The organism is Enterobacter sp. 186315, assembly GCF_053290175.1.
This window is the reverse complement of record NZ_JBPTTK010000007.1, coordinates 232060-255730: the sequence shown is the minus strand read 5'-3', so window position 1 is coordinate 255730 and position 23671 is coordinate 232060. Positions and strand designations below refer to the sequence as shown.

Below are 23671 nucleotides of genomic sequence, written 5' to 3'. Positions count from 1 at the left end.
TACGCGCACCCAGCAGGAGGTGTCTTCAGGGCTTTTCGGGCTGTTGCGATCCCAGCGGAACTTCACCCGCACCCGGCCATGTTCGTCGCAGAAAATTTCTTCTCCCGCTGGCCCGGTGACGACGGCGCTTTGCGGGCCATCGACTTTAGGTTTTTCCAGCGGTTGAGAGCGCCAGGTTCGGTCGGCCGGAATGGCCTCAAACTGATTGCTTAAGGTGGTTCCATATCCCTGACAATCGTGCAATGCCTGCGGTTGTTGGCCCTTTAACATTGAACCAACGACCTGCCACTCGCGGTTCAGTGTTTCCTGAGGATGGCCTGTGAGTGAAAAGGAATTGCCCGGCCACAGCGAAGGGGAGTTACTGGTCCCCGTTGCTATTTCGGCATCGTTGCGTAGTCCTTCCATTTGATAGCGCGTAAAATCTTGCCCACACTGCTCATCTTTAAAGCGTCCTGGATAATCAACGATCTCATATTGTGTAAGCTGATTATTTAGATGTTCGCCTTTTTGAATGCATTGTCCCGACCATCCTGGCGCTTTAAAGGTGTAGTCTTTGCTCAAAACGGATGAAGGGCGAACATTAGCTTCGTAATGAAATTCGCTAATACATTCATTTACGTTTCCTGTAGACGATAAGGATATAAAAGGAAGCGCATCTTTAATCTGATTCAGGCCTTCTACGTTGTCACAAAGAGTAATTTTTTGCTCTGACCGATCTACGTTTACATTGTCGTAGAAGAAAATACCTTCTTCAGCCCAAATACGTGACAAAAAAACCAAATCGCTTTCGCCATATTGGACGCAAAATTCACGAGGGGAATGGTTTTCATATAATATCGGTTCCCAGTTTGTAACACCATTTTCCCTGAGTAGCGTATCTGAAATGGTCAAGATAGTCTGTTGTTGGAAAATACGAAAATTTTGCCGCAAATCACAACGTGAAAGTGGAGACTGTATTCTTAAACGGTACTGCATTTGCCAGTGATTATCCTCCTTAATTTCAAAGCCCGAAATGAAACCGTTGATTAATCTAAGCGCTTTTGAGCCTTCCCAGATAGTGAGTTTTGCATTTTTTTCAAGGAGGTTTTTAGCTTGCCGATCAAATGAGTAACTGGCAACATCGACATCCAGAATAAAGGGAAAAGAGTAGTCCTGGCTAAGCCAAAAGGCCACCACTGCGAAAGTTTCCGGTTCTTGACCATCAACTTCCAACGTAAAACGTAGTCTATTTAATGACATAAATCCCTCCTGGATACGTTCCGAAAAAACTCACGTATCGATATTATCCATGCATCCAGACATGCTTTTGAAAGGTACCAGATTCTTTTTTATTTTTACTAACAAAACGTTGAGTCAAGTCCGTAAGTGAATTTATAAGATAAATTATTCATTTCGAAAATTCAGGAAGTTATTATTGATTATGATTAGAAGAGTTAACTTAAGACTGTTTGAAAATATTTAAGATATCGTTATGCGTGCGGATAAGCATAAATGACTTGGGAGAGGATGGTGTCAGCTTTTGCGCGAAGCGTGCTTAATTATAAGCCTTAGGAACAAAAAACAGCGAGCTCTAAGACTCGCTGTTTTTGTTTGGTTTATGAATTGATGCGGATTGTTCATAAAAAAAGTTGGTCGGCACGAGAGGATTTGAACCTCCGACCCCCGACACCCCATGACGGTGCGCTACCAGGCTGCGCTACGTGCCGACGCATTGACAAGAATACTACTCGATTCCGTTTTGATTGCAAGGGAACCTAACGCTAACTGATTTAAAATTAATCAGTTAGCGATGAAGCGTTTCTCGTCCGTCAGCACCTGTAAGAGCAGGCTGAGCTGCGGTTTCTGATCGTGCAGCTTCTCACCCTGGAGATTATAGGTCTGGTAATTACCGTTGCTGTTCAGCACCAGCGTCAGCTCAGGGGTGGTGACGGCCAGCGTATTATTGCCAGCGGCGGTGACCCAGTTATGACGACGGGTGGCGCTAAACAGATCCTGACCTTGCGAGTACTCATTCGCCGGCGTGCTCACGTGCAGCAGACGCTGCATCAGCGTGGTCATCACATCTTTATGATCGGTCAGCATGTTAATGCGCTGCGCAGGGGTGCCCGGCCAGTGAACCACCAGCGGCACCTGAAGGTTAGGGCGCGACCAGGTCATGCTCCTGGTTTCGTCACCCAGCGGTATGCCGTGACCCGCGGTGATAATCACCACCGTATTATCCAGCTTGCCGGATTCACGCAGCGCGTTCAGCACGCGGACGATTTGCGCGTCAACGTCGCCCGCCGCGCGGCTGTAACGGCGCGCAAAGCCTTTCTGATTACTGTCGACAAGCGTGGTGCCGTTAAAGGCCACCCAGGAGAACCAGCGGTTGTCTTCCTGCGCATAGCGCTGAAGCCAGTTTACCCACTGACTGGCCGTCTGCTCGTCGGACTGGCTCTTCGCGGCTGGGAGCGAGAAGTCGGATAACAGCGCCTGACGATACAGCGAGCTGTTAAAGCCATCCGAGGAGAACAGCCCTAACTGATAGCCCTGCTGATTTAGCCCGGTGATCAGCGCGGCCGGAATACGCGCCGACAGCACGCCGTCCATATATCCCGCAGAGATACCGTAGAACAGGCCAAAGATCCCGGCATCGGTAGAACTGCCCGAGCTCATATGCTGCGTAAAGGTGACGTTTTGATTGCCGAACTCGGCAAGCGCAGGCATCTGTTTCTCGTAGCGCGAGTAGTTCAGGCCATCGACGGTAATCAGCAGTACGTTTTGCCCGCGTCCCATATCACGGTAGCGCAGGTCGCTCAGCGGGTACTGAACGGTAACCGCCTCCGGATTGCCTTGCTCCACCAGACGACGCTGATACTCCTGCGCGTCCAGCAGGCCGTGTTTTTCAAGGAAGCGGCGCGCCGTCATTGGGTAAGAGAGCGGCAGGTTCGCGCGCTGCATGGTGATCGGGCGATAGAAGTTCGCATCCGCCCAGATATACATGAGGTGCGAACTAATAAAGGATACGAAGAACAGGGCCGCGACGGGCTTCGCGTAGTGGCGTCGCCGGGTCAAACTGCGGAGCTTTTGCCAGCTCCACGTTGCAAAGAGCATCTCAATGAGCAGGATCACCGGCACGCTGATAAACATCAGCTGCCAGTCGCGCGCGGTTTCGTTCTGGTCAGGGTTAATCACCAGTTCCCAGACGATCGGGTTGAGATGGAGGTGGAAACGGGTAAAGACTTCGCTGTCGATAAGCAGCAGCGTCATGCCCGCCGTCGCAAGGATAGCGGACAAGAACCGCATCAGACGTTGCGACATGACGATAAACGTCAGGGGGAACAGAATCAGCAGATAGGTGGCGAAAACGAGGAAACTAAAATGACCAACGACGCTCATCCAGGAGTAGATACGCCCGGTTAACGTGGTTGGCCAGTCCGCCACAAACAGATAACGGCAGCCGAGTACCGTGGCCAACAGAATGTTGAACAGGGCAAACCAGTGCCCCCAGCTAACCATCTGGGAGACTTTTTCACGGTAGCGCTGACGATTCGTCACCATAAACTGTTGTTCGTTTCCCTTAGTGGGCCTGGTCGTCGCTGACGGAAGACTGCAAAGCCTGGGCGAAAGATTTGGCGATCGCCTGACGCTGAGCCGGAGCAACGCTGGTATTGATCAGGTTGGTGACCATATTTCCCAACACCATCAGGGAAAGATCGGTCGGCGTTTTATGTTTTTCCAGTACGTTGACCAGCTCACTGAGCAATTGTTCAACGTGTTCATCACTGTAGCGGGAATGTTGTGGCATAAATCAAAATCATTTCGTTGATGAAAGGGCAACATATTACCGTAGCGACGGCTTTTTTTCCCCTTTTTTATCTCTTGTTGCACACATGCGTTGGTGGTGGTTGAATACCGCCCGGTCTAAAAGGAGAGTTTATCATGAGTCTGGATATCAACCAGATTGCCTTGCACCAGCTTATCAAGCGTGATGAGCAAACCCTTGAAGTGGTGCTGCGCGATTCGTTACTGGAACCAACGCCTACCGTCGTTGAAATGATGGCGGAACTGCATCGCGTTTATAGCGCGAAAAATAAAGCCTATGGCCTGTTCAGTGAAGAGAGCGAACTGGCGGATAGCCTGCGCCTGCAACGTCAGGGCGAGGAAGATTTTCTGGCGTTCAGCCGTGCGGCAACCGGGCGTCTGCGCGATGAGCTGGCGAAATACCCGTTCGCGGACGGCGGTATCGTTCTGTTCTGCCAGTACCGCTATCTGGCAGTGGAATACCTGCTGGTTACCGTGCTGAACAACTTAAGCAGTATGCGCGTCAACGAGCAGCTGGACATCAGCTCCACGCACTATCTGGATATTAACCATGCGGATATCGTGGCGCGTATCGATCTGACCGAGTGGGAAACCAATCCGGAATCCACCCGCTACCTGACCTTCCTGAAAGGGCGCGTCGGGCGCAAAGTGGCGGATTTCTTTATGGACTTCCTCGGTGCCACCGAAGGGCTTAACGCCAAAGCGCAGAACAAAGGTCTGTTGCAGGCCGTTGACGACTTCACCGCTGAAGCGCAGCTCGATAAATCAGAACGCCAGACCGTGCGCCAGCAGGTGTACAGCTATTGCAACGAGCAGTTGCAGGCGGGTGAAGAGATTGAGCTGGAGTCGCTTTCCAAAGAGCTGGCGGGCGTCAGCGAGGTGAGCTTCCAGGAGTTCACTGCTGAGAAGGGCTATGAGCTGGAAGAGAGCTTCCCGGCGGATCGCAGTACGCTGCGTCAGTTAACCAAGTTTGCCGGAAGCGGCGGTGGATTAACCGTGAACTTTGATGCCATGCTGCTTGGCGAACGCATTTTCTGGGATCCGGCCACCGACACCCTGACGATTAAGGGTACGCCGCCAAACCTGCGCGATCAGCTGCAACGCCGGACGTCAGGCGGTAAATAGCAGCCATAAAAAAACCCCGCATAAGCGGGGTTTTTATTCGACGTGTTTGCGATTACGCGCGAACGAAGTCGATGTGAGACAGTTTTGGCTTGAACGGGTGACGCTGAACAGCCTGAACCTTCACTTTTTCTTCTTTACCGCCAACAACGATGGTCAGAACTTCGCTGTAGAATTCAGCTTTAGTCTGCATGTTCCATACTTTGTCGTGATCCAGTTCGATAGCAACTGGAGCAGCTTCGCCACCGTAAACGATAGCCGGGAACTTGTTAGCGTTACGCAGGCGGCGGCTCGCACCCTTACCCTGCACGTTACGTACTTCTGCTTCGATAGTGAACATTGATTTCTCTCTGTATTTAAAACCCTGCTACAGGCGACCCAGCAGCAGGTGAGTGTTCTGCCTCACGGATGTGAAGCGGGCGGCATTTTATACTCAATCGCCCCTCACATCAATGAAAAGTCCCGTTATCCGCGCAATTCATTGGCGCGGCGGAAACGTCCCTCATAGTCAAAGACCTTCTCGCGCACCTGCCAGTACTGGCCTTTCAGGCGGGCAACCACGAAATCCGGATGGCGTAACAGGACCTGCTGATGCAGGATATCGGCGGCGGTTATCCAGCGTAGCGGCACGCCCGGGGTGCGGGTGTGCGGGCGAATAAAGAGCTGCTCAAACGCGGTGCGCTGGGCGGGCGTGTGCAGGCGAAAGCGCTCGCTAACGTCCGCGCCGTCTTCGTCGTAATAGGTGATTTTCAGCCACTCGCCTTTGTCATCCGCCCCGGCTTGCAGCGCCATGCCGGAGCAGCGAAGCACCAGCGCATCTTTTAACTTCAGCGCCGCTTTCAGCATGTCGTCCGGGTCGACCAGCACCGTGTCGCACTCCCGGCAGCGGCGGGCGGCGATGTCGTTTTCCGCATTACACTGCGGGCAGTTTTTAAAGCGGAAGCGGAAGTCGCACTGCTCGCGATGCCCTTCGTCATCCTCAAACCAGCCCTGACAGCGGCGGCCAAAATGTTCGATTAGCGTCCCGTCGGCGGTGGTTTTGCCCCAGAAGGTGTTGGCAAAGCCGCAGGCGGGGCAGAAGACCTGCACCGGCACGTTGTCACTTTTGCCTTTTGGCGTTCCGACTTCCGGGGAGTATAGATCGTGCGGATTTCCCGCGTAGTCCAGAATCAGGCAGTCGGTTTTACCCGGCGCCAGGCGCAGCCCGCGTCCGACAATTTGCTGATACAGGCTGACCGATTCGGTGGGGCGCAAAATCGCGATTAAATCGACGTGCGGCGCGTCAAACCCGGTGGTTAATACCGACACGTTGACCAGATAGCGGAACTGCTGCGCCTTAAACGCCTCGATTAACCGATCGCGCTCCGGCCCTGGCGTTTCGCCGGTGATCAGCGCCGCGTCATCGGCGGGAAGCAGCCCGGTGATTTCCCGCGCGTGTTCGACGGTGGCGGCAAAAATCATCACCCCTTTACGGGTCTGGGCGAACTCCTCAATCTGGCTGATGATGTGCGGGGTGATACGCTGCTGTTTTTTCAGCTCAAGGTTAAGATCCGCTTCGCTGAACAGACCGTTACTCTGCGGTTGCAGGCGGCTGAAATCGTACTGCACCACCGGCATATCCAGCCTTTCGGGGGGCGTCAGATAGCCGTGCTTGATCATGTAGCGCAGCGGCAGCTCGTAAATGCAGTCGCGAAACAGCGCTTTTTCGGTTCCGCGCACCATGCCGTGATAATGGAAATGATAAATCCACCCTTTGCCCAGACGAAACGGCGTGGCGGTCAGCCCCAGCAGACGTAAGTGAGGGTTCACCTCTTTCAGGTGCGTGAGGATTTGCTGGTACTGGCTGTCGTCGTCATCGCTGATGCGGTGACACTCATCGACGATCAGCAGCGAAAACTCGCCGCGAAAGTGTTCCAGATTTCGCGCAACGGACTGCACGCTGCCAAACACCACTTTGCCCTGGCTCTCTTTACGTTTCAGCCCGGCGGCAAAAATATCGGCCTCCAGACCCAGCGCGCGGTACTTGGCGTGGTTTTGCGCCACCAGCTCCTTAACGTGTGCCAGGACCAGCACGCGCCCGCGCGCCACGCGCGCCAGCTCGGCGATCACCAGGCTTTTGCCCGCCCCGGTCGGCAGGACTATTGCGGCAGGCTCGGTGTGTTTTCGAAACCAGGCGAGGGTGGCATCAACGGCTTCTTGCTGATAGGGGCGAAGTGTAAAAGTCATGGGGTCTCTATTCTGTTATCACTCTTATAGTATGCCACGAAACTTTTTCCCTTGAGTGGCACAACCAGACCATTATACTGGACCCTTCTTGACTGCTTCTTTTTTCGGACGCGTCGTCCGACTTCCAGCACCATTAAGGCTAAAAAGACTTCATGCGACTTGATAAGTTTATCGCTCAGCAACTCAGCGTAAGCCGCGCTATTGCCGGGCGTGAAATTCGCGCCAGCCGCGTTACCGTGGATGGCGACATTGTAAAAGACTCCTCATTCAAACTTCTGCCTGAGCATCAGGTGGAGTACGACGGCAATCCGCTGACCCAGCAAAATGGCCCGCGCTATTTCATGCTCAACAAGCCGGAAGGCTACGTCTGCTCAACGGATGACCCGGATCACCCGACGGTACTCTATTTCATCGATGAGCCGGTTGCCCATAAGCTTCATGCGGCGGGTCGCCTTGATATCGACACCACCGGGCTGGTGCTGATGACCGACGACGGCCAGTGGTCGCACCGAATTACCTCCCCGCGCCATCACTGTGAAAAAACCTATCTGGTGACGCTGGAATCCCCGGTTGCCGATGACACGGCTGAACAATTCGAGAAGGGCGTTCAGCTGCATAATGAAAAAGATCTGACCAAACCGGCGGTGCTGGAAATCATCACCCCGACCGAAGTGCGCCTGACCATCAGCGAAGGCCGCTATCATCAGGTGAAACGCATGTTTGCCGCCGTGGGAAATCATGTTGTTGGCCTGCACCGCGAGCGTATCGGCGCGATTGAACTCGATCCAGAACTGGAGCCAGGTGAATACCGCCCGTTAACGGAAGAAGAAATCGCCAGCGTCGGTCTGGCTTCGCGCTAATTTCAGGAGAACTCTGTGACCACCAGGCCACACTCGTCTTTCAAAATCGTCTTCATTCTTGGCCTGCTGGCCATGCTGATGCCGCTGTCCATCGATATGTATCTGCCCGCGCTGCCGGTGATTTCCGCGCAGTTCGGCGTGCCGGCGGGCAGCGCGCAGATGACGCTCAGTACCTACATCCTCGGCTTTGCGATCGGCCAGCTGCTGTATGGCCCGATGGCCGACAGCATCGGACGCAAGCCGGTGATTCTGGGCGGGACGCTGATTTTCGCCGGGGCGGCGGTGGCCTGTGCGCTGGCGCAGAGTATCGACCAGCTGATCGTCATGCGCCTGTTCCACGGCCTGGCGGCTGCGGCGGCCAGCGTGGTGATCAACGCCCTGATGCGCGATATCTATCCGAAAGAGGAGTTCTCGCGCATGATGTCGTTTGTCATGCTGGTGACCACTATCGCGCCGCTGATTGCGCCGATGGTGGGCGGTGCGGTGCTGGTGTGGTTCAGCTGGCACGCGATTTTCTGGATCCTGGCGATTGCCGCGCTGCTGGCCTCGGCGATGATCTTCTTCTTTATAGATGAAACGCTCCCCGCCGAGCATCGCCAGAAATTCCATATTCGCACCACGCTGGGCAACTTTGCCTCGCTGTTTCGCCACAAGCGCGTGCTGAGCTACATGCTGGCGAGCGGCTTCAGCTTTGCCGGGATGTTCTCCTTCCTCAGCGCCGGGCCGTTTGTCTACATCGAGCTTAACCACGTATCTCCGCAGCACTTTGGTTATTACTTTGCGCTCAATATCGTCTTCCTGTTCCTGCTGACCATCGTCAACAGCCGCTTCGTGCGGCGGGTAGGGGCGCTGAACATGTTCCGCACCGGGCTGTGGATCCAGTTTGCGATGGCTGTCTGGCTGGTGGTCAGCGCCTACTTCGATATCGGGTTCTGGGCGCTGGTGCTCGGCGTGGCGGCGTTCGTGGGATGCGTGTCGATGATCTCGTCAAACGCGATGGCGGTGATTCTGGATGAGTTCCCGCACATGGCGGGCACGGCGTCATCGCTGGCGGGGACGTTCCGTTTCGGTATCGGCGCGATTGTGGGCGCGCTGCTCTCTCTCGCGACCTTTAACACCGCCTGGCCGATGCTGTGGGCCATTGCATTCTGTGCGACCAGTTCGATTCTCTTCTATCTCTACGCCAGTCGGCCGCGAAAAACGGCACGCTAGCGCATCTAAAAGGCCCAATTCGGGCCTTTTTTTTGACGCATATCAACCAAAGATGCGTTCGTTTACCCTGTGTTTGTTTCTTTTATGTAAAATATATTTGTGTAAAAAGTCACGTCATTGTATTTAAAAAGGTTGAGTTAGATCGCAGAAACGGGTACATATAGCGCCGACGTCAGCCTGTAACGCCTATAAAAACCGCAGAAGAGTGCAGGTTAACAATGATGTGTTACTATAATTGTAAATAAATTGTGAAGTGAATTTGCTTCCGGGGAACGAACGTGAATACATTACAACTCTCCATAGTCCATCGCTTGCCCCAGAGCTATCGCTGGTCGGCGGGTTTTGCAGGTTCGAAAGTTGAACCGATTCCGCAAAACGGTACCGGGTGCGAGAATTGTCTGGTTGCGCTTAAGCTGCTTAGCCCGAGCGATGAATCTGCATGGCCGGTCATGGAACGCCTGAGCCAGGCGCTGACCGATATCGAAGTGGTGAGCTCGGTGCTGGAGTGCGAAGGCGAGCCCTGCCTGTTTGTGAACAGCCAGGACGAGTTTGCCGCCACCTGCCGCCTGAAAAACTTCGGCGTGGCGATTGCGGAACCTTTTTCCGGTCAATACCCTTTCTAAGCGCTAGCTTAAGGCTAACAGCTGGCGCGTGTAGCTCTGCGTCGGCGCAGCAAACACGCGCTGGCACTCGCCCTGCTCAACGACCTCTCCCTGTCGCAGCACAATCACCTGATGGCACAACGCGCGTACCACCTGCAAATCGTGGCTGATAAAGATATAGGCCAGCCGATGTTTTTCCTGTAACCCTTTTAACAGCGCCAGGATCTGCGCCTGCACGGTTCTGTCCAGCGACGACGTGGGTTCATCCAGAATAATCAGCGCCGGTTTAAGGATCAGCGCGCGGGCAATCGCAATACGCTGGCGCTGTCCGCCGGAAAATTCTGCCGGATAGCGATGTCGCGTGGCCGGATCCAGCCCGACCTCTTCCATCACGCCAATGACCGCCTGTTCGCGCTGCGCTGGCGTCAGCGCGGTCTGGTGAACGCGAAGCCCTTCCTCGATAATCTGCAACACGCTCAGGCGTGGATTGAGCGAGGAGTTAGGATCCTGAAAAACAACCTGCATTCGCGGGCGAACGGGCAGCATCTGGCGGCGGTTGCGGTCGTGCAGCGACATGCGGTCAAACAGAATGTGCCCCTGTGAATTAATCAGGCGCAGCAGCGCCAGCCCGGTGGTGCTCTTGCCGGAACCGGATTCTCCCACCAGCCCCAGCGCCTCGCCCGGACGCAGGGAAAAGCTGATGTTCTTCAGCACCGGATTGTCATCAACGATGCGGCGCAACACGCCTTTGCGGATGGGGAAAGAGACCTTCAGATTTTCCACGTTCAGCAGCGGCGTACCGTTCGCGGGCAGCGGAACAGGAGAGCCGGACGGTTCGCTGTCGAGCAGGCGTTTCGTATATGGGTGCTGCGGATTAGCGAGCAGCGTTTGGGCGGCGTTTTGCTCCACGCAGCGCCCGTTTTGCATTACCGCCACGCTATCCGCCAGCTTCTTCACAATGCTGAGGTTGTGGGTGATAAACAGCAGGCTCATGTTCAGCTCGTCGCGCAGCTCACGCAGCAGCTGGAGGATTTGCGCCTGCACGGTCACGTCCAGCGCGGTTGTGGGTTCATCGGCAATCAGCAGCTCCGGGCGGGTCAGCAGGGCCATCGCAATCATCACGCGCTGGCGCTCGCCGCCGGAAAGCTGATGCGGAAAATCCGTCAGCCGTTTTGCCGCATTGCGAATGCCGGTGCGCTCAAGGCAGTCGAGGATCTCCCCCCGCGCCGCCTCTTTACGCATTCCCCGGTGCAGGCACAGCACCTCGTACAGCTGTTTCTCTATGGTGTGCAGCGGATTGAGCGACACCATCGGCTCCTGGAAGATCATGGCAATCCTGTTGCCGCGGATGCCGCGCAGCGTCTGCTCGTCCGCGTGCAGCAGCGAGGAGCCGTGAAACAGGATATCGCCCTGCGGATAGCTCACCGGCGGGGAGGGGAGCAGGCGCAGCACCGAGAGCGCCGACACGCTCTTGCCCGAACCGGATTCGCCCACCAGCGCCAGCGTTTCGCCGCGCTGGATCTGCAACGACAGATCGCTGACCACGGTCTGGCTTTGGCCCTGTTTTGAGAAGGCAATCGACAGATTTTCGATGCGGAGAAGGGGCTGCGTCATCTTATACCGCCTTGTTGGGATCGAAGGCATCGCGCACCGCTTCGCCAATAAAAATCAGCAGCGAGAGAAGCACCGCCACGGAGAGAAACGCCGTTATGCCAAGCCACGGCGCCTGGAGGTTATTCTTGCCCTGGAGCAGCAGTTCGCCGAGCGACGGCGAGCCCAGCGGCAGCCCGAAGCCAAGGAAATCCAGCGACGTCAGGGTGGTGATGGAGCTGCACAAAATAAACGGCAGGAAGGTGAGGGTTGCCACCACGGCATTGGGGAGCATGTGGCGGAAGATAATCCCCCGATCGTTGACCCCCAGCGCCTGCGCGGCGCGAATGTAATCGAAATTTCGGGTGCGCAGAAATTCCGCGCGCACCACCCCAACCAGCGCCATCCAGCCGAACAGCACCGTGATCGCCAGCAGCCACCAGAAGTTTGGCTGCACCACGCTTGAGAGCAGGATAATCAAAAACAGGGTCGGCATACCCGACCACACCTCAATAAAGCGCTGCCCCCACAGGTCGATTTTGCCGCCGTAGTAACCCTGAACCGCGCCCGCCACCACGCCCATCACGCTGGAAAAGAGGGTCAGCATCAGCCCGAACAAAATCGAGATGCGGGTGCCGTAGAGAATGCGCGCCAGCACATCGCCGCCGTTGGCGTCCGTCCCCAGCCAGTTTTGTGCTGAAGGCGGCGACGGGAAAGGGGCGGTGGTGGCAAAGTTAATGCTGTTTGCGCCAAAGCGGACGGGGGCCCACAGCGCCCAGCCGTGATTATCAATTTGTTCGCGAAGCCACGGATCCTGATACTGCGCCGGGGTGGCGAAGGGGCCGCCGAAATCGCTTTCGCTGTAGTTCTTCAGCACGGGCACGTACCAGCGGTCGTTAAAGTGGACCAGCAGAGGCTTATCGTTGGCAATCAGCTCTGAGCACATGCTTAAGATAAAGATGACGGCAAAGATCCACAGCGACCAGTAGCCGCGGCGGTTGTGGCGAAAACGGGCCCAGCGGGCCTGGTTAACGGGGCTTAAGCGCGACATCAGCGACCCTCAAAATCAATGCGGGGATCGACCAGCGTATAGCTGATATCGCTGATGATATTCAGCAGCAGGCCAATCAGGGTGAAAATATAGAGCGTGCCAAACATCACCGGATAATCGCGGGAAACCGTGGCTTCATACCCCAGCAGACCGAGGCCGTTCAGGGAGAACATGACCTCGATCAGCAGCGAACCGGTAAAGAACATGCTGATAAAGGTGGCCGGGAACCCGGCGATGACCAGCAGCATGGCGTTGCGAAAAACGTGCTTCCACATAATCTGTTTCTCGCCCACCCCTTTTGCCCGGGCGGTGACGACGTACTGTTTGCGGATCTCATCCATAAAGGCGTTTTTGGTGAGCATCGTCAGGGCGGCAAATCCGCCGATCACCGTCGCCAGCACCGGCAGGGTGATGTGCCAGAAATAGTCGGTGATTTTTTTATACCACGGCAGGCTGCTGAAATCGGCTGACACCAGCCCGCGGAGCGGGAAAATGTCGAAGTAGCTGCCGCCCGCAAAAAAGACAATCAGCAGCACCGCAAACAGGAATGCCGGAATGGCGTAGCCGACGATAATAAAGGTGCTGCTCCAGATATCAAAACGGCTGCCGTTATAGACCGCCTTGCGAATGCCCAGCGGAATCGACACCAGATAGATGATTAGCGTCCCCCACAGCCCGAGGGTAATTGATACGGGCAGGCTTTGCTTGATTAGGCTTAATACCGAGGCGCTGCGAAACAGGCTGTCGCCAAAATCAAAGCGCACGTAGTTCCACAGCATGGTGAAGTAGCGTTCGTGGATCGGCTTATCAAAGCCGTAGCGATGGGTGATCTCGGCGATCACCTCCGGATCGAGGCCGCGCCCGCCGCGATAGTTGCTTTCACTAATATTGCCCGTCCCGGTGCGAGCGTGGGTTGCGCCCATGCTTTCTCCGCCACCGCCGGGCATTGCGCCGCGATCGCCGAACTCAACGGCGGCAATCGCCTGATCCACCGGGCCGCCGGGGGCAATTTGCACGATAAAAAAGTTGATGGTGATAATGGCCCACAGCGTGGGAATCACCAGCAATAAGCGGCGAATTAAATAAGCACCCATTCTGATTCCTTAGCGCCGCTCTGCGGGTAGTTTGGCGGCTTTATTAACGTCATACCACCAGGTTTCGAATCCCAGCGAATAGATGGGGCGAACGGAGGGCTGAGAGAATTTGTCCCAGCGCGCCAGGCGGTCTTCGCCCATATACCACATCGGCAGCATGTAATAGTTCCAGGTCAATACCCTGTCGAGCGCGCGGCCGAGCGGCAGCAGCTTTTCTTTATTGCCCTGGGTGGCCACGATTTTGGCGATCAGGGCGTCAATAATCGGGCTTTTCACGCCGGGGGCGTTGTAGGAGGAGTTGATATAGCCGGAGGCCCAGGAGATTTGCAGATCGCTACTCGGCCAGGGCTGCGCCGCCCACAGGCTCTGCATCATGTCGTAATCCCGGCTGCGCTTGCGATTGGTGAGCTGTGCGATATCCACCTGGCGGATACCCATCGTGATCCCCAGCCGGGCGAGGTTCTGCTTAAACGGCATCACCCACTGATCGTTCGCGCCTGAGGCAATCAACAGCTCAAAGGTCAGCGGCTTGCCCGTCTGCGTGTTAACCCGCTTTTGATTTTTCAGCGGCCAGCCCGCCTCGTCCAGCAGCCTGCTGGCCTTCAGCAGGTTGTCACGGTCGAAACCGTTGCCGTCGGACGCGGGCGGCTGAAACACGGTGGTAAACACCTCGGGCGGGAGATCGGCCTTAAACGGCACCAGCAGGGTCAGCTCGTCGGCATCGGGATAGTGACGCGCGGCGTATTCGGTGTTCTGGAAATAGCTGTTAGCGCGGCTGTAGGCGCCGTAAAACAGCGCCTTATTCATCCATTCAAAATCAAACGCCAGGGTGATGGCTTCGCGCACGCGGCGGTCGCTGAACACCGGGCGCTGGATGTTGAACGCCAGCCAGCGGGTATCCTGGGCGGATTCGTTTTTGTGCTCGTCTTTGACGATGTAGCCGTTGGCGAAGTTTTTGCCGATGTAGCGCGTCGCCCAGTTTTTGGCGCTGTTCTCGACGCGCAAATCAAACGCGCCCGCCTTGAAGGCCTCGAACGCCACGTTGTCGTCGAGGTAATAGTCATAGCGAAGGGTGTCGAAATTCCACCGGCCCCGGTTTACCGGCAAATTGGCCGCCCAGTAATCCTTCACCCGCGAGTAAATCACGTACTGCCCCATTCGCCAGTCGGTGATGCGGTACGGGCCGCCCGCCAGCGGCGGGGTAGAGAGCGGGTCGCTCAGCTTATGATTTTTCCAGAAAGATTCCGGCATCACGGGCAGGGAGAACAGGCTCAGCATATTCTCTTTGTTTGGCTCAGGCTGTTCGATCCGCACGGTTAGCGGCGCGATGGCCTTGACGGTGGTGCCTTTGTAGACCAGGCGGAACTGCGGCACGCCCTCGGTCATAAACTTGTGGAAGGTAAAGGCGATATCGCTGGCCTTCACCGGCGTACCGTCGTGAAACCGCGCCTGCGGGTTGATGGCGATTTCCGCCCATGAGAAGTCGTCGGCATAGCGAACATTCTCGGCTACCAGGGGATAGTAGCTGCCCGGCTCATCGTCGGAGGTGACAAAAAGCGTGTCGTAAAGGGAGTCGGTTTTCGCCGCCGCCACGCCGCGCAGGGCGTAGCGGTTGAAGTTATCAAAGGTGCCAATGGCGGAAAGGGTAATGTTTCCCCCTTTGGGCGCCGCAGGGTTGACGTAATCAAAATGATTAAAGTTAATCGCGTACTTAGGCTCACCGAGCACGGCAAACGCGTAGCTTTCTTTGATGGTTTGCGACTGGCCGGAAAAACTCACGAACGCCAGTAGCAGCAACACGGAGCGCATTAACATCTCGCGGCGTTTCCCTCTTTTATTCTGACTCATGCGCACCGGCGCACGTGGATACGCTGAATAATAAGTGACGCCGCCGGGGTTGTGAAATTATTCACCGCCTGACGGCAAATCTGGCTGCCATTTTACGAACTGCTCCAGCGGCATCGGGCGGCTGATCCAGTAGCCTTGCAGATAGTTCACGCCATGTTCGCGCAGCCAGGCGGCCTGCTCGGGCGTTTCAACCCCTTCGGCGACCGTGACCATATTCAGGCGGCGCGCCAGCGTCAGCACGGCATCCAGCACCGGTGAGGTGACGGTTTCCGTGCCAATTGCGTTCACAAAACCGCGGTCGATTTTCAGGTAGTCCATGGTAAAGCGCTCAAGGTAGATCAGCGCGCTGTGTCCGGTACCAAAGTCGTCGATTGCAATTTCAAAGCCTTCATGGTGCAGCCACTCGAACAGCTGGCTGGCTTCGCGCTGCTGGATCATGTCGCGTTCGGTAATCTCCAGAACGGTCTGGAAGTGATCCGGCGGCAGGGCGGCGCTGAAGGTGCGCATGTCGTCTTTAAAGCCCTCTGAATGCAGATGGCCCGGCGCGATGTTAATCCCGAGCTTCGCACCCGGCGGCAGCACCGTTTGCAGCGCGGGCGCATCTTTAATAATGAGATCGAACAGGTGCAGCGTCAGCGGCACGATCAGCTGCTGGGCTTCGGCAAAACTGATAAACGCATCGGGCGGGATTTCACCCATCACCGGATGCTTCCAGCGCATCAGCACTTCCACGCCGGTCATGTTGAGCGTTTTGGCATCGACCACCGGCTGATAAACCACGTAGAACTGCCCGCGCTTAATGGCGGTTAAAATCTCTTTTCCAGGGTTAAGGCGGATGGTCATAACGTAGAAATTCAGCGAGCCAGCGGCAATCCCGCACACCAACCCGAAGAGAAGGGCAAACAGGAGTTCATCGCTGGTCCACGGCTCGGCATACAGCCTGATCGTCAGCGGCACCTCTTTAAGCGAGGCGGTACGCGTTGGGGCGTCCGGCAAATCCTGAGCGTTCACCAGTGAGCCGGAACGCGTCGATAACGCGTAGTTGCCAATCACCACCGCAATGCCGGTGAACTCGTCCTGACGGGCGGTATAGATAAGATAGGGCGTCAGGTTGAGATTAACGGAGGTAAACACGCCGCCGTCTTTTACCAGCGGATTGCGATACCAGATAGCGATGGCGGGTGTGTGGGGCAGCATCGGCGTACCGGGCAGCAGCACCATATCCAGCTGCTTATTAATGTGTATATCGGGGATCAGCTCCTCCATCGGGACGTTCATCGGCCCGGTAGCGGAAGAGCAAAACGCGTTTTTGTCGCGGACCAGCAAAAAGGCGCGGACGTTAATGCTAAACGCCGCGCGGGAGGTCAGTTCCGCGCGCACGTCCTGACAGTTATTCAGCGTGAGGGGCTGAAGGGTGTCGATAGAGGTTTTTAGCTCACCGAAATAGCTTTCCATATACACGCGCAAATCGACGATCAGGGCATCGAATTTGGCTTCTCGCTTATGGTAGCTCCAGAAAAACTGCAAGGTCCCGAGGAGCAGGGCGGTGATTAAGCCGGTAATAATACTGAGCATCAGTATCTTACGGTTGCTTGAAAAGTAGCGGGTGAACATAGAGTGTGTCGTTCCTGGTTTACCGCTGAATGTATAGAGTTTAACGGGCAAAAAAAAACACTGCCGTAGCAGTGCTTTTTTTTATCGTGTTACCAGCCAAGGGATAACCGGCAACATGACAGATTAACTGCGGGTCAGTACACGGCGCGCTTCGTTGTAGCGCTTCTTCCAGTAGGGTTCGTTCATACTGGAGATGGTCACACCGCTGCTGGTGGAGGCATGTACAAACTGGTCGTTACCAATGTAGATGCCAACATGTCGACCCGTAGAACCGGCGCGGAACAGAACTAAATCACCTGTGCGCAGCTTATTACGAGAAATCGACTTACCCATCTCCTGCTGTTCGTAGGTCGAACGCGGAAGGTCTAACCCAAACTGTTCACGGAAAGTACGTTGTACAAAGCTGGAACAGTCGATGCCTTTCTTAGTGCTGCCGCCCAGGCGATAGCGCACGCCTTTCCAGTCAGCATACTGGTCCATAATGCGGGACTTGACGTCCAGATTACGTACCATATTTTCAAATTCATCCTGAGAGGCTTGCAGTGAAGAGGAATCTTCCATTCCCACAACACGCGTCTCAGGATGCATATTCTTTGCGGTATTCGTCGAACTACAAGCTGAAAGCAGAACCGCTACTGCAATCGCCGGGATGCCCCGCAAGATATATCTCAAAATCGGTTGAGATTTGACCATTTTGTTTATTTTCCCTTGAAGTCCTTAACGATAAATATCGTTATAAAAATGCCAAACGTGACGAGACTAATTATCCGTACACAATGAGACAATTCTTTATGATCAAATTTGTGGAACAACGCACAAAATTATTCACCCTGATAATAATTGTCTCTCTGGGGCAAAACGAGTTCGAGATTAACCGATTGCAAGGGGTATTGCGAGCAAAAATATCCCTTTTTTTATAAGAAAAAGTGATACAGAAAGTGAATAAATCGATTTGCGTAAAATAGCGTCAATTTAGCTTAAAAATCATGCAACGCGTTCATTTACTACATGAAAAATGTGACGGGATGATGACAGCAGATGTGGGAGTAAGCGGGATAACCATCAGGGATCGAAAATGATCCCTGATGGATAGCGTTAATTTAAGTTAATTACTTGTTTTGAATTTGTTGATTTCTGCCCGGAAGATAGCGCTCAAATAACCCAATTAAGCGATCGCTCAGCGGGGTCATCAGGCACCACGGCAGCGCAATCAATGCGACGGAGAGCGAACCCACGGCAATATCGGTAAACCAGTGTGCGCCAATCATGACGCGTGGGAAGGCAAAAACCACAAAAATAATCAGGGCAACGGCGAAGGCTTTTTTGCCGAAATAGCGCAGCATAATTGCGGAAAAAATAAGCAGCATCATCCCGTGATCGCCAGGGAAACTGTCTTTAGACGCATCCTTGGTGGGAATATGCAGCAATTCACTCACGCGGTGAATATCAGTGAAGAACAGCGTCGGGCTGGAGCGTTTAACCGGAATAATCGCCGTCGCCAGCTGATTAATGGCCACCGCGAAAAGCAACATCACCAGGCCAATAATCAGGATGCGGCGGCGCCCGGCTTTGTCTTCTTTCAGCCAGAACGAGAGCATCAGACCACCCATCGCCAGCAGCGAGCAGCCGTCAAAGGCGCGATTGTTGGTAATGGCGACCAGCCACAGAAACGCCTGACTCTTCACCAGCTCTTCATTGAAGAAGTGAAAAATCGCCGAGTCCAGCGGGAACCAGAAACCGTGATCCACCGGCAGATACCAGGAGAAAAAGAGCGCCAGACCGGCGGCGTTAAGCAGTAAAATCAGGGGGAATCGAGTTGTCATCATTCTTCAGCAGGCTATGAAATCAGGGGCAACGTTAGCCGCCCAAAGTTAAACGAAGCTTCAACAAGCTGGACTGAAGGGCGTTCCAGTCAGCGTTAAGCGCACTAATTAACTCTATACGACTATCCGGCGGCGCGACGTTTTGCGTTTCAATAAAGAAGTCCTCGCCCTGACGGTTGATCCTCACCAGCCCGTCCGGCGTGCGCATAATGCCTTTCACGCGTTCGACCGGGGCCAGTCTCGCCCACTCTAGAATGCCGATGGTGTCGAACACCGTATCCGCATCAAAGATCCAGCCGCAGGCCTGATGGCCCTGACCGCTGTTCAGGTTGCGTCGCCAGCGCTGATGCTCAGGCAGGCTCAGCGCCGCAAGCCCCTGTCTGGCACCGCTGCCGTGGCCGTGCGCCGCGCTGGCGGGCAGCTCGGTTTTGTTCAGTCGGGGCAGGTCCAGCAGGGCGCTGTCGATATCCCCTTGCGTGGTCTGAACGTACTGACGCTCGCCGCCAGCCTGCTGCCACCAGCTGTCAAACGCCGCCTGGCTTTCTGGCGTGGCGCGGTCGGTTTTATTGGCAACGATAATATCGGCGCTGGCAAGCTGGTCGCGGAAGTTCTCGTTGGTGACGGCTTTTTCATCGAGCAGCTGGCGCGGGTCAAGCAGGCAGAGCGTGGCGCGCAGATCGATCCACGGCTCGTAAACGGGGGCGGTGAGTAAATCGAGAATTTGCTTCGGATGGCCCAGCCCGGTGGGCTCAATCAGCAGGCGGTCCGGTTTGCCCTGGCGCAGCAGCGTGTTCAGCCCGACCTGCATGGGTAAACCATTCACGCAGCACATACATCCGCCCGGGATCTCTTTGATCATCGCACCGCTGTCGGCCAGCAGGGCGCCGTCGATGCCCACCTCGCCAAATTCGTTGACCAGAACGGCCCATTTCTCTGCCGGGTCTTTATTGGCCAGCAAATGCAGAATAGAGGTGGTTTTACCGCTGCCGAGAAAACCGGTGATAAGGTTGGTTTTGGTCACATGCGCTCCGTGTGATGCGATAAGAAGTCGCTATCATCCTGGCTAAAAATGCGTGCAATGAGAAGGGGAAGGGCGAACGGAGCTGATGTCCGTTCGCCTTAAGCGCAATAATCGCTAAAGATTTAACGTTTCGATAACGGCCTGACGCGCGCCGCGCTGCACAATTTGCTGATAAGCCTGGCTGACGGCGTCGACAAACGCCGGGGATTGCGCCAGATCCTGACCGAAGATTTCACTGAGCGACAGCAGGGCGGTGACGCGCGTGTCGTCGCTGCTGGCCTCTACGATTGCGCGGATCTTCTCGCTGAGCGGATCGCGAACGTCAATCGCCTCACCGCGTTCATCGACGCCGCTCGCGTAGCGGATCCAGCCCGCCACGCCTAGCGCCAGCAGCGGCCATGCAGAGCCACGGGTAAGGTGAACGCGAATGCCGTCGAGCATCCGCTGGGGCAGCTTCTGGCTGCCGTCCATCGCGATTTGCCAGGTGCGGTGCTGTAGCGCCGGGTTGGCGAAGCGCTCAATCAGGCTGTCGGCGTAGTCCGTTAAATCCACATCGGTGATGCGCAGCGTCGGCGCCTGCTCATCCAGCATCAAACGGCGTGCCGCCTGGCGGAAATGTTCGTCTTCCATACATTCATTGATGTGCGCATAGCCCGCGAGATAGCCGAGATAAGCCAGGAAAGAGTGGCTGCCGTTAAGCATCCGCAGTTTCATCTGCTCCCAGGGTAAAACGTCCTGCACCATCTGTACGCCAGCCGCTTCCCACTCCGGGCGTCCGGCAACAAAGTTATCTTCTACCACCCACTGGATGAACGGCTCGCAGCTGATGGCGCAGGGATCTTCAACGCCCAGCTCGCGGGTGATTTCCGCCAGCGAGGCGTCCGTCGCGGCGGGCACAATTCGGTCGACCATCGTGCCCGGGAAACTGACGTGCGCGCCTATCCAGTCGGCCAGCTCAGCGGAGCGTTTTTGCGCCATCCCCAGCACCGCGTTTTTCACCACGTGGCCGTTGTCCGGGATGTTATCGCAGGAGAGGACGGTAAACGCCGCCAGGCCGCGCTCGCGGCGGCGGTGCAGGGCCTCGACCAGAATACCGGGTGCGGAATGGGGTTCGGACGGATTTTCCAGATCGTGAATGATGCGGGCGTTGTTCAGATCCAGCTTTCCGGTGGCCGGGTCGATGCAGTAGCCTTTTTCGGTGATGGTCAGGGAAACGATGGCCACCTGCGGCTCGCAAAATTTCTCAATGATCGCCGCCAGCGAATCCAGCTTCGCGTTCAGACATTCGTGTACCGCGCCCACCACAATCGGCCGATTGCCGTCGGCGCCTTTTTCCAGCACGGTAAACAGGTGGTCTTGCGCGCGCAGCTGGCCCATCAGCACATCGCCGCTGAACAGACTGATCTCACAGATCCCCCAGTCGCCCCCTTTCGCATTCAGCACGCGGTCGGTTAACAGCGCCTGATGGGCGCGGTGAAATGCGCCAAACCCGAAGTGAACGATGCGCGAGCGCAGCTGCTGGCGGTCGTAACGCGGCAGCTGGACGTGGGCGGGAAGCGAGGCAGTGGCGATAGTCTTCATTAAATACACACCTGATTAACCATTAATTAACAAGGTCAGTGTAAAGTTATATGACAACAAATAAAATTGGTGAGCCGTAAATATCGCCGTTATGTGAGTTTGATCAATCAATGTGCTGCCCTGTATTGACCCTTATTATGAAACATGTATGGTAGTCGTCATTGCACAAACACATATTGGTATAACAACTTTAGAGGGTGAGACAATGGAACAAACCTGGCGTTGGTACGGGCCAAACGATCCGGTTTCTCTTGATGATGTGCGTCAGGCTGGCGCAACGGGCGTTGTCACGGCGCTGCACCATATTCCCAACGGTCAGGTGTGGCCGGTTGAGGAGATCAAAGCGCGTCAGGCGCTGCTGGCTGAAAAAGGGCTGACCTGGTCGGTCGTCGAAAGCATTCCGGTTCACGAAGAGATCAAAACCCGTTCCGGTGAATGTGACGCCTGGATCGCCAACTATCAGCAGAGCATTCGCAACCTGGCGGCCTGCGGGATCGACACAGTTTGCTATAACTTCATGCCGATTCTGGACTGGACGCGTACAGACCTGGAATACCAGCTGCCGGACGGCTCAAAAGCGCTGCGCTTTGACCAGATTGCCTTTGCGGCGTTTGAGCTGCACATCCTGAAGCGCGAAGGCGCGGCGGCGGATTACACCGACGAAGAGCAGCAGCAGGCGCTGGCGTGGTTCAACGCGGCGAGCGAGGCTGATATCGAAAAACTCACCCGCAATATTATTGCTGGCCTGCCGGGTGCGGAAGAGGGCTATACCCTGGACCAGTTCCGCGCGCGTCTGGCGGAATACGGTGATATCGATAAAAACCAGCTTCGCGAAAACATGGCCCACTTCCTGCGTGCCATCGTGCCGGTAGCAGAAGAGGCGGGCGTGCGGCTGGCGGTTCACCCGGACGATCCTCCGCGTCCTATCCTCGGCCTGCCGCGTATCGTGTCGACGATTGAAGATATGCAGTGGCTGAAAGAGACCGTTAACAGCATCTATAACGGCTTTACCATGTGTACCGGCTCCTACGGCGTGCGCGCCGATAACGACCTGGTGCGGATGATTGAAACCTTCGGCGACCGTATTCACTTCACGCACCTGCGCGCAACGTGCCGTGAAGAGAATCCAAAAACCTTCCACGAAGCCGCTCACCTGACCGGTGATGTGAATATGGTGGCGGTGGTTGACGCGATCCTCTCTGAAGAGAAGCGTCGTAAGGAGGCCGGGGATCTGCGTCCTATCCCGTTCCGTCCGGATCACGGTCATCAGATGCTTGACGATCTGCGTAAGAAAACCAACCCGGGCTATTCGGCGATTGGCCGCCTGAAAGGGATGGCGGAAGTGCGCGGCGTGGAGCTGGCGCTGAAGATGACGAAATATCCTGAGCTTCTTTAGTCAGTAATGCCGGGTGGCGGCTTCGCCTTACCCGGCCTACAAAAACAAAAAAACCGGCTCTGAGGCCGGTATTTTTTTGTAGGTCGGGTAAGCTTGCGCCACCCGACACATACCGCTATCAGTCAGCACGACCCATATAGCGTTTTTCTTCGATATGGATACGAATTTTCTCGCCCGCTGACAGGTATTCAGGTACCTGAACAACCAGGCCCGTGGTCAGTGTGGCTGGCTTGTTGCGTGCGCTTGCTGACGCGCCTTTGATGCCCGGCGCTGTGTCAACGATCTCCAGATCGACGGTCTGCGGCAGTTCGAGCGCCAGCAGCACGCCGTCCCAGGTCAGGACCTGCATGTCCGGCATCCCGCCTTCAGGAATGAACAGCAGCTCTTCTTCAATCTGATCTTTGGTAAAGATGTACGGGGTATAGTCTTCTTTATCCATGAACACATATTCGTTACCGTCGATGTACGAGAAATCAACGTAGCGACGGGTCAGGGTCACGGTATCGACGATATCGTCGCCTTTGAAGCGCTCTTCCACCTTCAGACCGGTACGAACATCGGCAAAACGCATTTTGTACAGCGTTGCTGCACCACGGGCGCTCGGGGCCTGAATATCGATATCTTTCACAATCAGCAGCTTGCCGTTGTAATTCAGTACCATACCTTTCTTAATTTCGTTCGCTCTTGGCATTGCAATAATCCTGTCTACGGGAGGTAAAAAATATCGCGCCAAATTACTCGCGCGCGCGCGTTCAGGCAAGTGGAATTCGTGGCTTTTGCTATCAATACATAAAAGGTGTTACTGTGCGCGCCACGCCCGATTGAGC

The 23671-nt window shown here is 55.5% G+C and carries 20 protein-coding genes and 1 tRNA gene; 5 read left to right on the top strand and 16 right to left on the bottom strand.

The features are described from left to right. From tssI to ACSVHP_RS10945, 4 genes are all read right to left on the bottom strand, one after another. On the bottom strand, positions 1–1239 hold a 1239-nt coding region (tssI, locus tag ACSVHP_RS10960; RefSeq protein WP_447551911.1), incomplete at its 3' end, for a type VI secretion system tip protein TssI/VgrG. A gap of 390 nt (positions 1240–1629) precedes the next feature. Then, positions 1630–1706, bottom strand: a tRNA-Pro gene (locus ACSVHP_RS10955). 73 nt (positions 1707–1779) lie between these two features. Beyond that, positions 1780–3540, bottom strand: a complete 1761-nt coding sequence (gene yejM / locus ACSVHP_RS10950; RefSeq protein WP_417314859.1) for an LPS biosynthesis-modulating metalloenzyme YejM — start codon at positions 3538–3540, stop codon at positions 1780–1782. 19 nt (positions 3541–3559) lie between these two features. Next, positions 3560–3787 (bottom strand): YejL family protein, encoded by a 228-nt coding sequence (locus ACSVHP_RS10945; RefSeq protein ID WP_001135586.1) that lies wholly within the window; start codon positions 3785–3787, stop codon positions 3560–3562. Positions 3788–3921: 134 nt separating this feature from the next. On the opposite strand from ACSVHP_RS10945, the gene yejK reads away from it, so the two are divergent. Continuing rightward, a complete protein-coding gene (gene yejK / locus ACSVHP_RS10940) occupies positions 3922–4929 on the top strand; it encodes a nucleoid-associated protein YejK (RefSeq protein ID WP_447551910.1) in 1008 nt (335 codons plus the stop codon). 52 nt (positions 4930–4981) lie between these two features. On the opposite strand, the gene rplY is transcribed toward yejK, so the two are convergent. Both rplY and ACSVHP_RS10930 read right to left on the bottom strand, forming a co-directional pair. Next, positions 4982–5266 (bottom strand): 50S ribosomal protein L25, encoded by a 285-nt coding sequence (gene rplY / locus ACSVHP_RS10935; protein WP_006176451.1) that lies wholly within the window; start codon positions 5264–5266, stop codon positions 4982–4984. Between the two features lie 125 nt (positions 5267–5391). Continuing rightward, positions 5392–7152, bottom strand: coding sequence for a DEAD/DEAH box helicase (locus ACSVHP_RS10930; protein WP_447551909.1), 1761 nt, complete (start codon positions 7150–7152; stop codon positions 5392–5394). A 152-nt stretch (positions 7153–7304) separates the two neighbouring features. Between ACSVHP_RS10930 and rsuA the strand changes: the two genes are divergently transcribed. The 3 genes from rsuA (at position 7305) to ACSVHP_RS10915 (ending at position 9847) form a co-directional block, all read left to right on the top strand. Beyond that, positions 7305–8012, top strand: coding sequence for a 16S rRNA pseudouridine(516) synthase RsuA (gene rsuA, locus ACSVHP_RS10925; RefSeq protein WP_234671732.1), 708 nt, complete (start codon positions 7305–7307; stop codon positions 8010–8012). A 15-nt stretch (positions 8013–8027) separates the two neighbouring features. Beyond that, positions 8028–9224, top strand: coding sequence for a Bcr/CflA family multidrug efflux MFS transporter (locus ACSVHP_RS10920; RefSeq protein ID WP_234671734.1), 1197 nt, complete (start codon positions 8028–8030; stop codon positions 9222–9224). 278 nt (positions 9225–9502) lie between these two features. After that, positions 9503–9847: a YejG family protein gene (locus tag ACSVHP_RS10915; RefSeq protein ID WP_234671736.1), complete on the top strand. Its 345-nt coding sequence runs from the start codon at positions 9503–9505 to the stop codon at positions 9845–9847. 3 nt (positions 9848–9850) lie between these two features. Here the strand turns inward: ACSVHP_RS10915 and yejF are convergent, their stop codons facing one another. The 9 genes from yejF to ACSVHP_RS10870 form a co-directional block, all read right to left on the bottom strand. Continuing rightward, the gene (gene yejF / locus ACSVHP_RS10910; RefSeq protein WP_447551908.1) at positions 9851–11440 is read right to left on the bottom strand and encodes a microcin C ABC transporter ATP-binding protein YejF; all 1590 of its coding nucleotides are present in this window, start codon (positions 11438–11440) and stop codon (positions 9851–9853) included. A 1-nt stretch (position 11441) separates the two neighbouring features. Next, positions 11442–12467 (bottom strand): ABC transporter permease, encoded by a 1026-nt coding sequence (locus tag ACSVHP_RS10905; protein ID WP_447551907.1) that lies wholly within the window; start codon positions 12465–12467, stop codon positions 11442–11444. Then, on the bottom strand, positions 12467–13561 hold the full coding sequence (locus ACSVHP_RS10900) for a microcin C ABC transporter permease YejB (protein WP_234671742.1): 1095 nt from the start codon (positions 13559–13561) through the stop codon (positions 12467–12469). Before ACSVHP_RS10900 ends, ACSVHP_RS10905 begins: the two co-directional genes overlap by 1 nt. Positions 13562–13570: 9 nt before the next feature. Further along, the gene (locus ACSVHP_RS10895) at positions 13571–15376 is read right to left on the bottom strand and encodes an extracellular solute-binding protein (RefSeq protein WP_447551915.1); all 1806 of its coding nucleotides are present in this window, start codon (positions 15374–15376) and stop codon (positions 13571–13573) included. A 90-nt stretch (positions 15377–15466) separates the two neighbouring features. Next, on the bottom strand, positions 15467–17023 hold the full coding sequence (locus ACSVHP_RS10890) for a cyclic di-GMP phosphodiesterase (RefSeq protein WP_447551906.1): 1557 nt from the start codon (positions 17021–17023) through the stop codon (positions 15467–15469). Positions 17024–17146: 123 nt separating this feature from the next. Further along, complete coding sequence (mepS, locus tag ACSVHP_RS10885) at positions 17147–17716, bottom strand: bifunctional murein DD-endopeptidase/murein LD-carboxypeptidase (protein ID WP_234671747.1); 570 nt, start codon at positions 17714–17716, stop codon at positions 17147–17149. Positions 17717–18132: 416 nt separating this feature from the next. Beyond that, positions 18133–18846 carry a phosphatase PAP2 family protein gene (locus ACSVHP_RS10880; RefSeq protein ID WP_447551914.1) on the bottom strand — a complete coding sequence of 238 codons (714 nt, stop codon included), beginning with the start codon at positions 18844–18846 and terminating at the stop codon, positions 18133–18135. A 34-nt stretch (positions 18847–18880) separates the two neighbouring features. Then, positions 18881–19867, bottom strand: coding sequence for a CobW family GTP-binding protein (locus ACSVHP_RS10875; protein ID WP_447551905.1), 987 nt, complete (start codon positions 19865–19867; stop codon positions 18881–18883). A 114-nt stretch (positions 19868–19981) separates the two neighbouring features. Further along, entirely contained in the window at positions 19982–21448 is a 1467-nt protein-coding gene (locus tag ACSVHP_RS10870; protein ID WP_447551904.1) for a mannitol dehydrogenase family protein, read from the bottom strand. A gap of 205 nt (positions 21449–21653) precedes the next feature. Between ACSVHP_RS10870 and uxuA the strand changes: the two genes are divergently transcribed. After that, on the top strand, positions 21654–22844 hold the full coding sequence (uxuA, locus tag ACSVHP_RS10865) for a mannonate dehydratase (RefSeq protein WP_417313965.1): 1191 nt from the start codon (positions 21654–21656) through the stop codon (positions 22842–22844). A 118-nt stretch (positions 22845–22962) separates the two neighbouring features. On the opposite strand, the gene yeiP is transcribed toward uxuA, so the two are convergent. Then, complete coding sequence (gene yeiP / locus ACSVHP_RS10860; RefSeq protein ID WP_006176435.1) at positions 22963–23535, bottom strand: elongation factor P-like protein YeiP; 573 nt, start codon at positions 23533–23535, stop codon at positions 22963–22965. Positions 23536–23671 lie beyond the last annotated feature (136 nt).

What these genes read in the sequence shown, in the direction of transcription:
- uxuA (WP_417313965.1), top strand. Translation starts at nt 21,654, where the DNA reads ATGGAACAAACCTGGCGTTGGTACGGGCCAAACGATCCGGTTTCTCTT.
- ACSVHP_RS10930 (WP_447551909.1), bottom strand. Translation starts at nt 7,152, where the DNA reads ATGACTTTTACACTTCGCCCCTATCAGCAAGAAGCCGTTGATGCCACC.
- rplY (WP_006176451.1), bottom strand. Translation starts at nt 5,266, where the DNA reads ATGTTCACTATCGAAGCAGAAGTACGTAACGTGCAGGGTAAGGGTGCG.
- yejF (WP_447551908.1), bottom strand. Translation starts at nt 11,440, where the DNA reads ATGACGCAGCCCCTTCTCCGCATCGAAAATCTGTCGATTGCCTTCTCA.
- ACSVHP_RS10900 (WP_234671742.1), bottom strand. Translation starts at nt 13,561, where the DNA reads ATGGGTGCTTATTTAATTCGCCGCTTATTGCTGGTGATTCCCACGCTG.
- ACSVHP_RS10870 (WP_447551904.1), bottom strand. Translation starts at nt 21,448, where the DNA reads ATGAAGACTATCGCCACTGCCTCGCTTCCCGCCCACGTCCAGCTGCCG.
- mepS (WP_234671747.1), bottom strand. Translation starts at nt 17,716, where the DNA reads ATGGTCAAATCTCAACCGATTTTGAGATATATCTTGCGGGGCATCCCG.
- yejK (WP_447551910.1), top strand. Translation starts at nt 3,922, where the DNA reads ATGAGTCTGGATATCAACCAGATTGCCTTGCACCAGCTTATCAAGCGT.
- ACSVHP_RS10895 (WP_447551915.1), bottom strand. Translation starts at nt 15,376, where the DNA reads ATGTTAATGCGCTCCGTGTTGCTGCTACTGGCGTTCGTGAGTTTTTCC.
- yeiP (WP_006176435.1), bottom strand. Translation starts at nt 23,535, where the DNA reads ATGCCAAGAGCGAACGAAATTAAGAAAGGTATGGTACTGAATTACAAC.
- ACSVHP_RS10905 (WP_447551907.1), bottom strand. Translation starts at nt 12,467, where the DNA reads ATGTCGCGCTTAAGCCCCGTTAACCAGGCCCGCTGGGCCCGTTTTCGC.
- ACSVHP_RS10945 (WP_001135586.1), bottom strand. Translation starts at nt 3,787, where the DNA reads ATGCCACAACATTCCCGCTACAGTGATGAACACGTTGAACAATTGCTC.
- yejM (WP_417314859.1), bottom strand. Translation starts at nt 3,540, where the DNA reads ATGGTGACGAATCGTCAGCGCTACCGTGAAAAAGTCTCCCAGATGGTT.
- ACSVHP_RS10890 (WP_447551906.1), bottom strand. Translation starts at nt 17,023, where the DNA reads ATGTTCACCCGCTACTTTTCAAGCAACCGTAAGATACTGATGCTCAGT.
- rsuA (WP_234671732.1), top strand. Translation starts at nt 7,305, where the DNA reads ATGCGACTTGATAAGTTTATCGCTCAGCAACTCAGCGTAAGCCGCGCT.
- ACSVHP_RS10880 (WP_447551914.1), bottom strand. Translation starts at nt 18,846, where the DNA reads ATGACAACTCGATTCCCCCTGATTTTACTGCTTAACGCCGCCGGTCTG.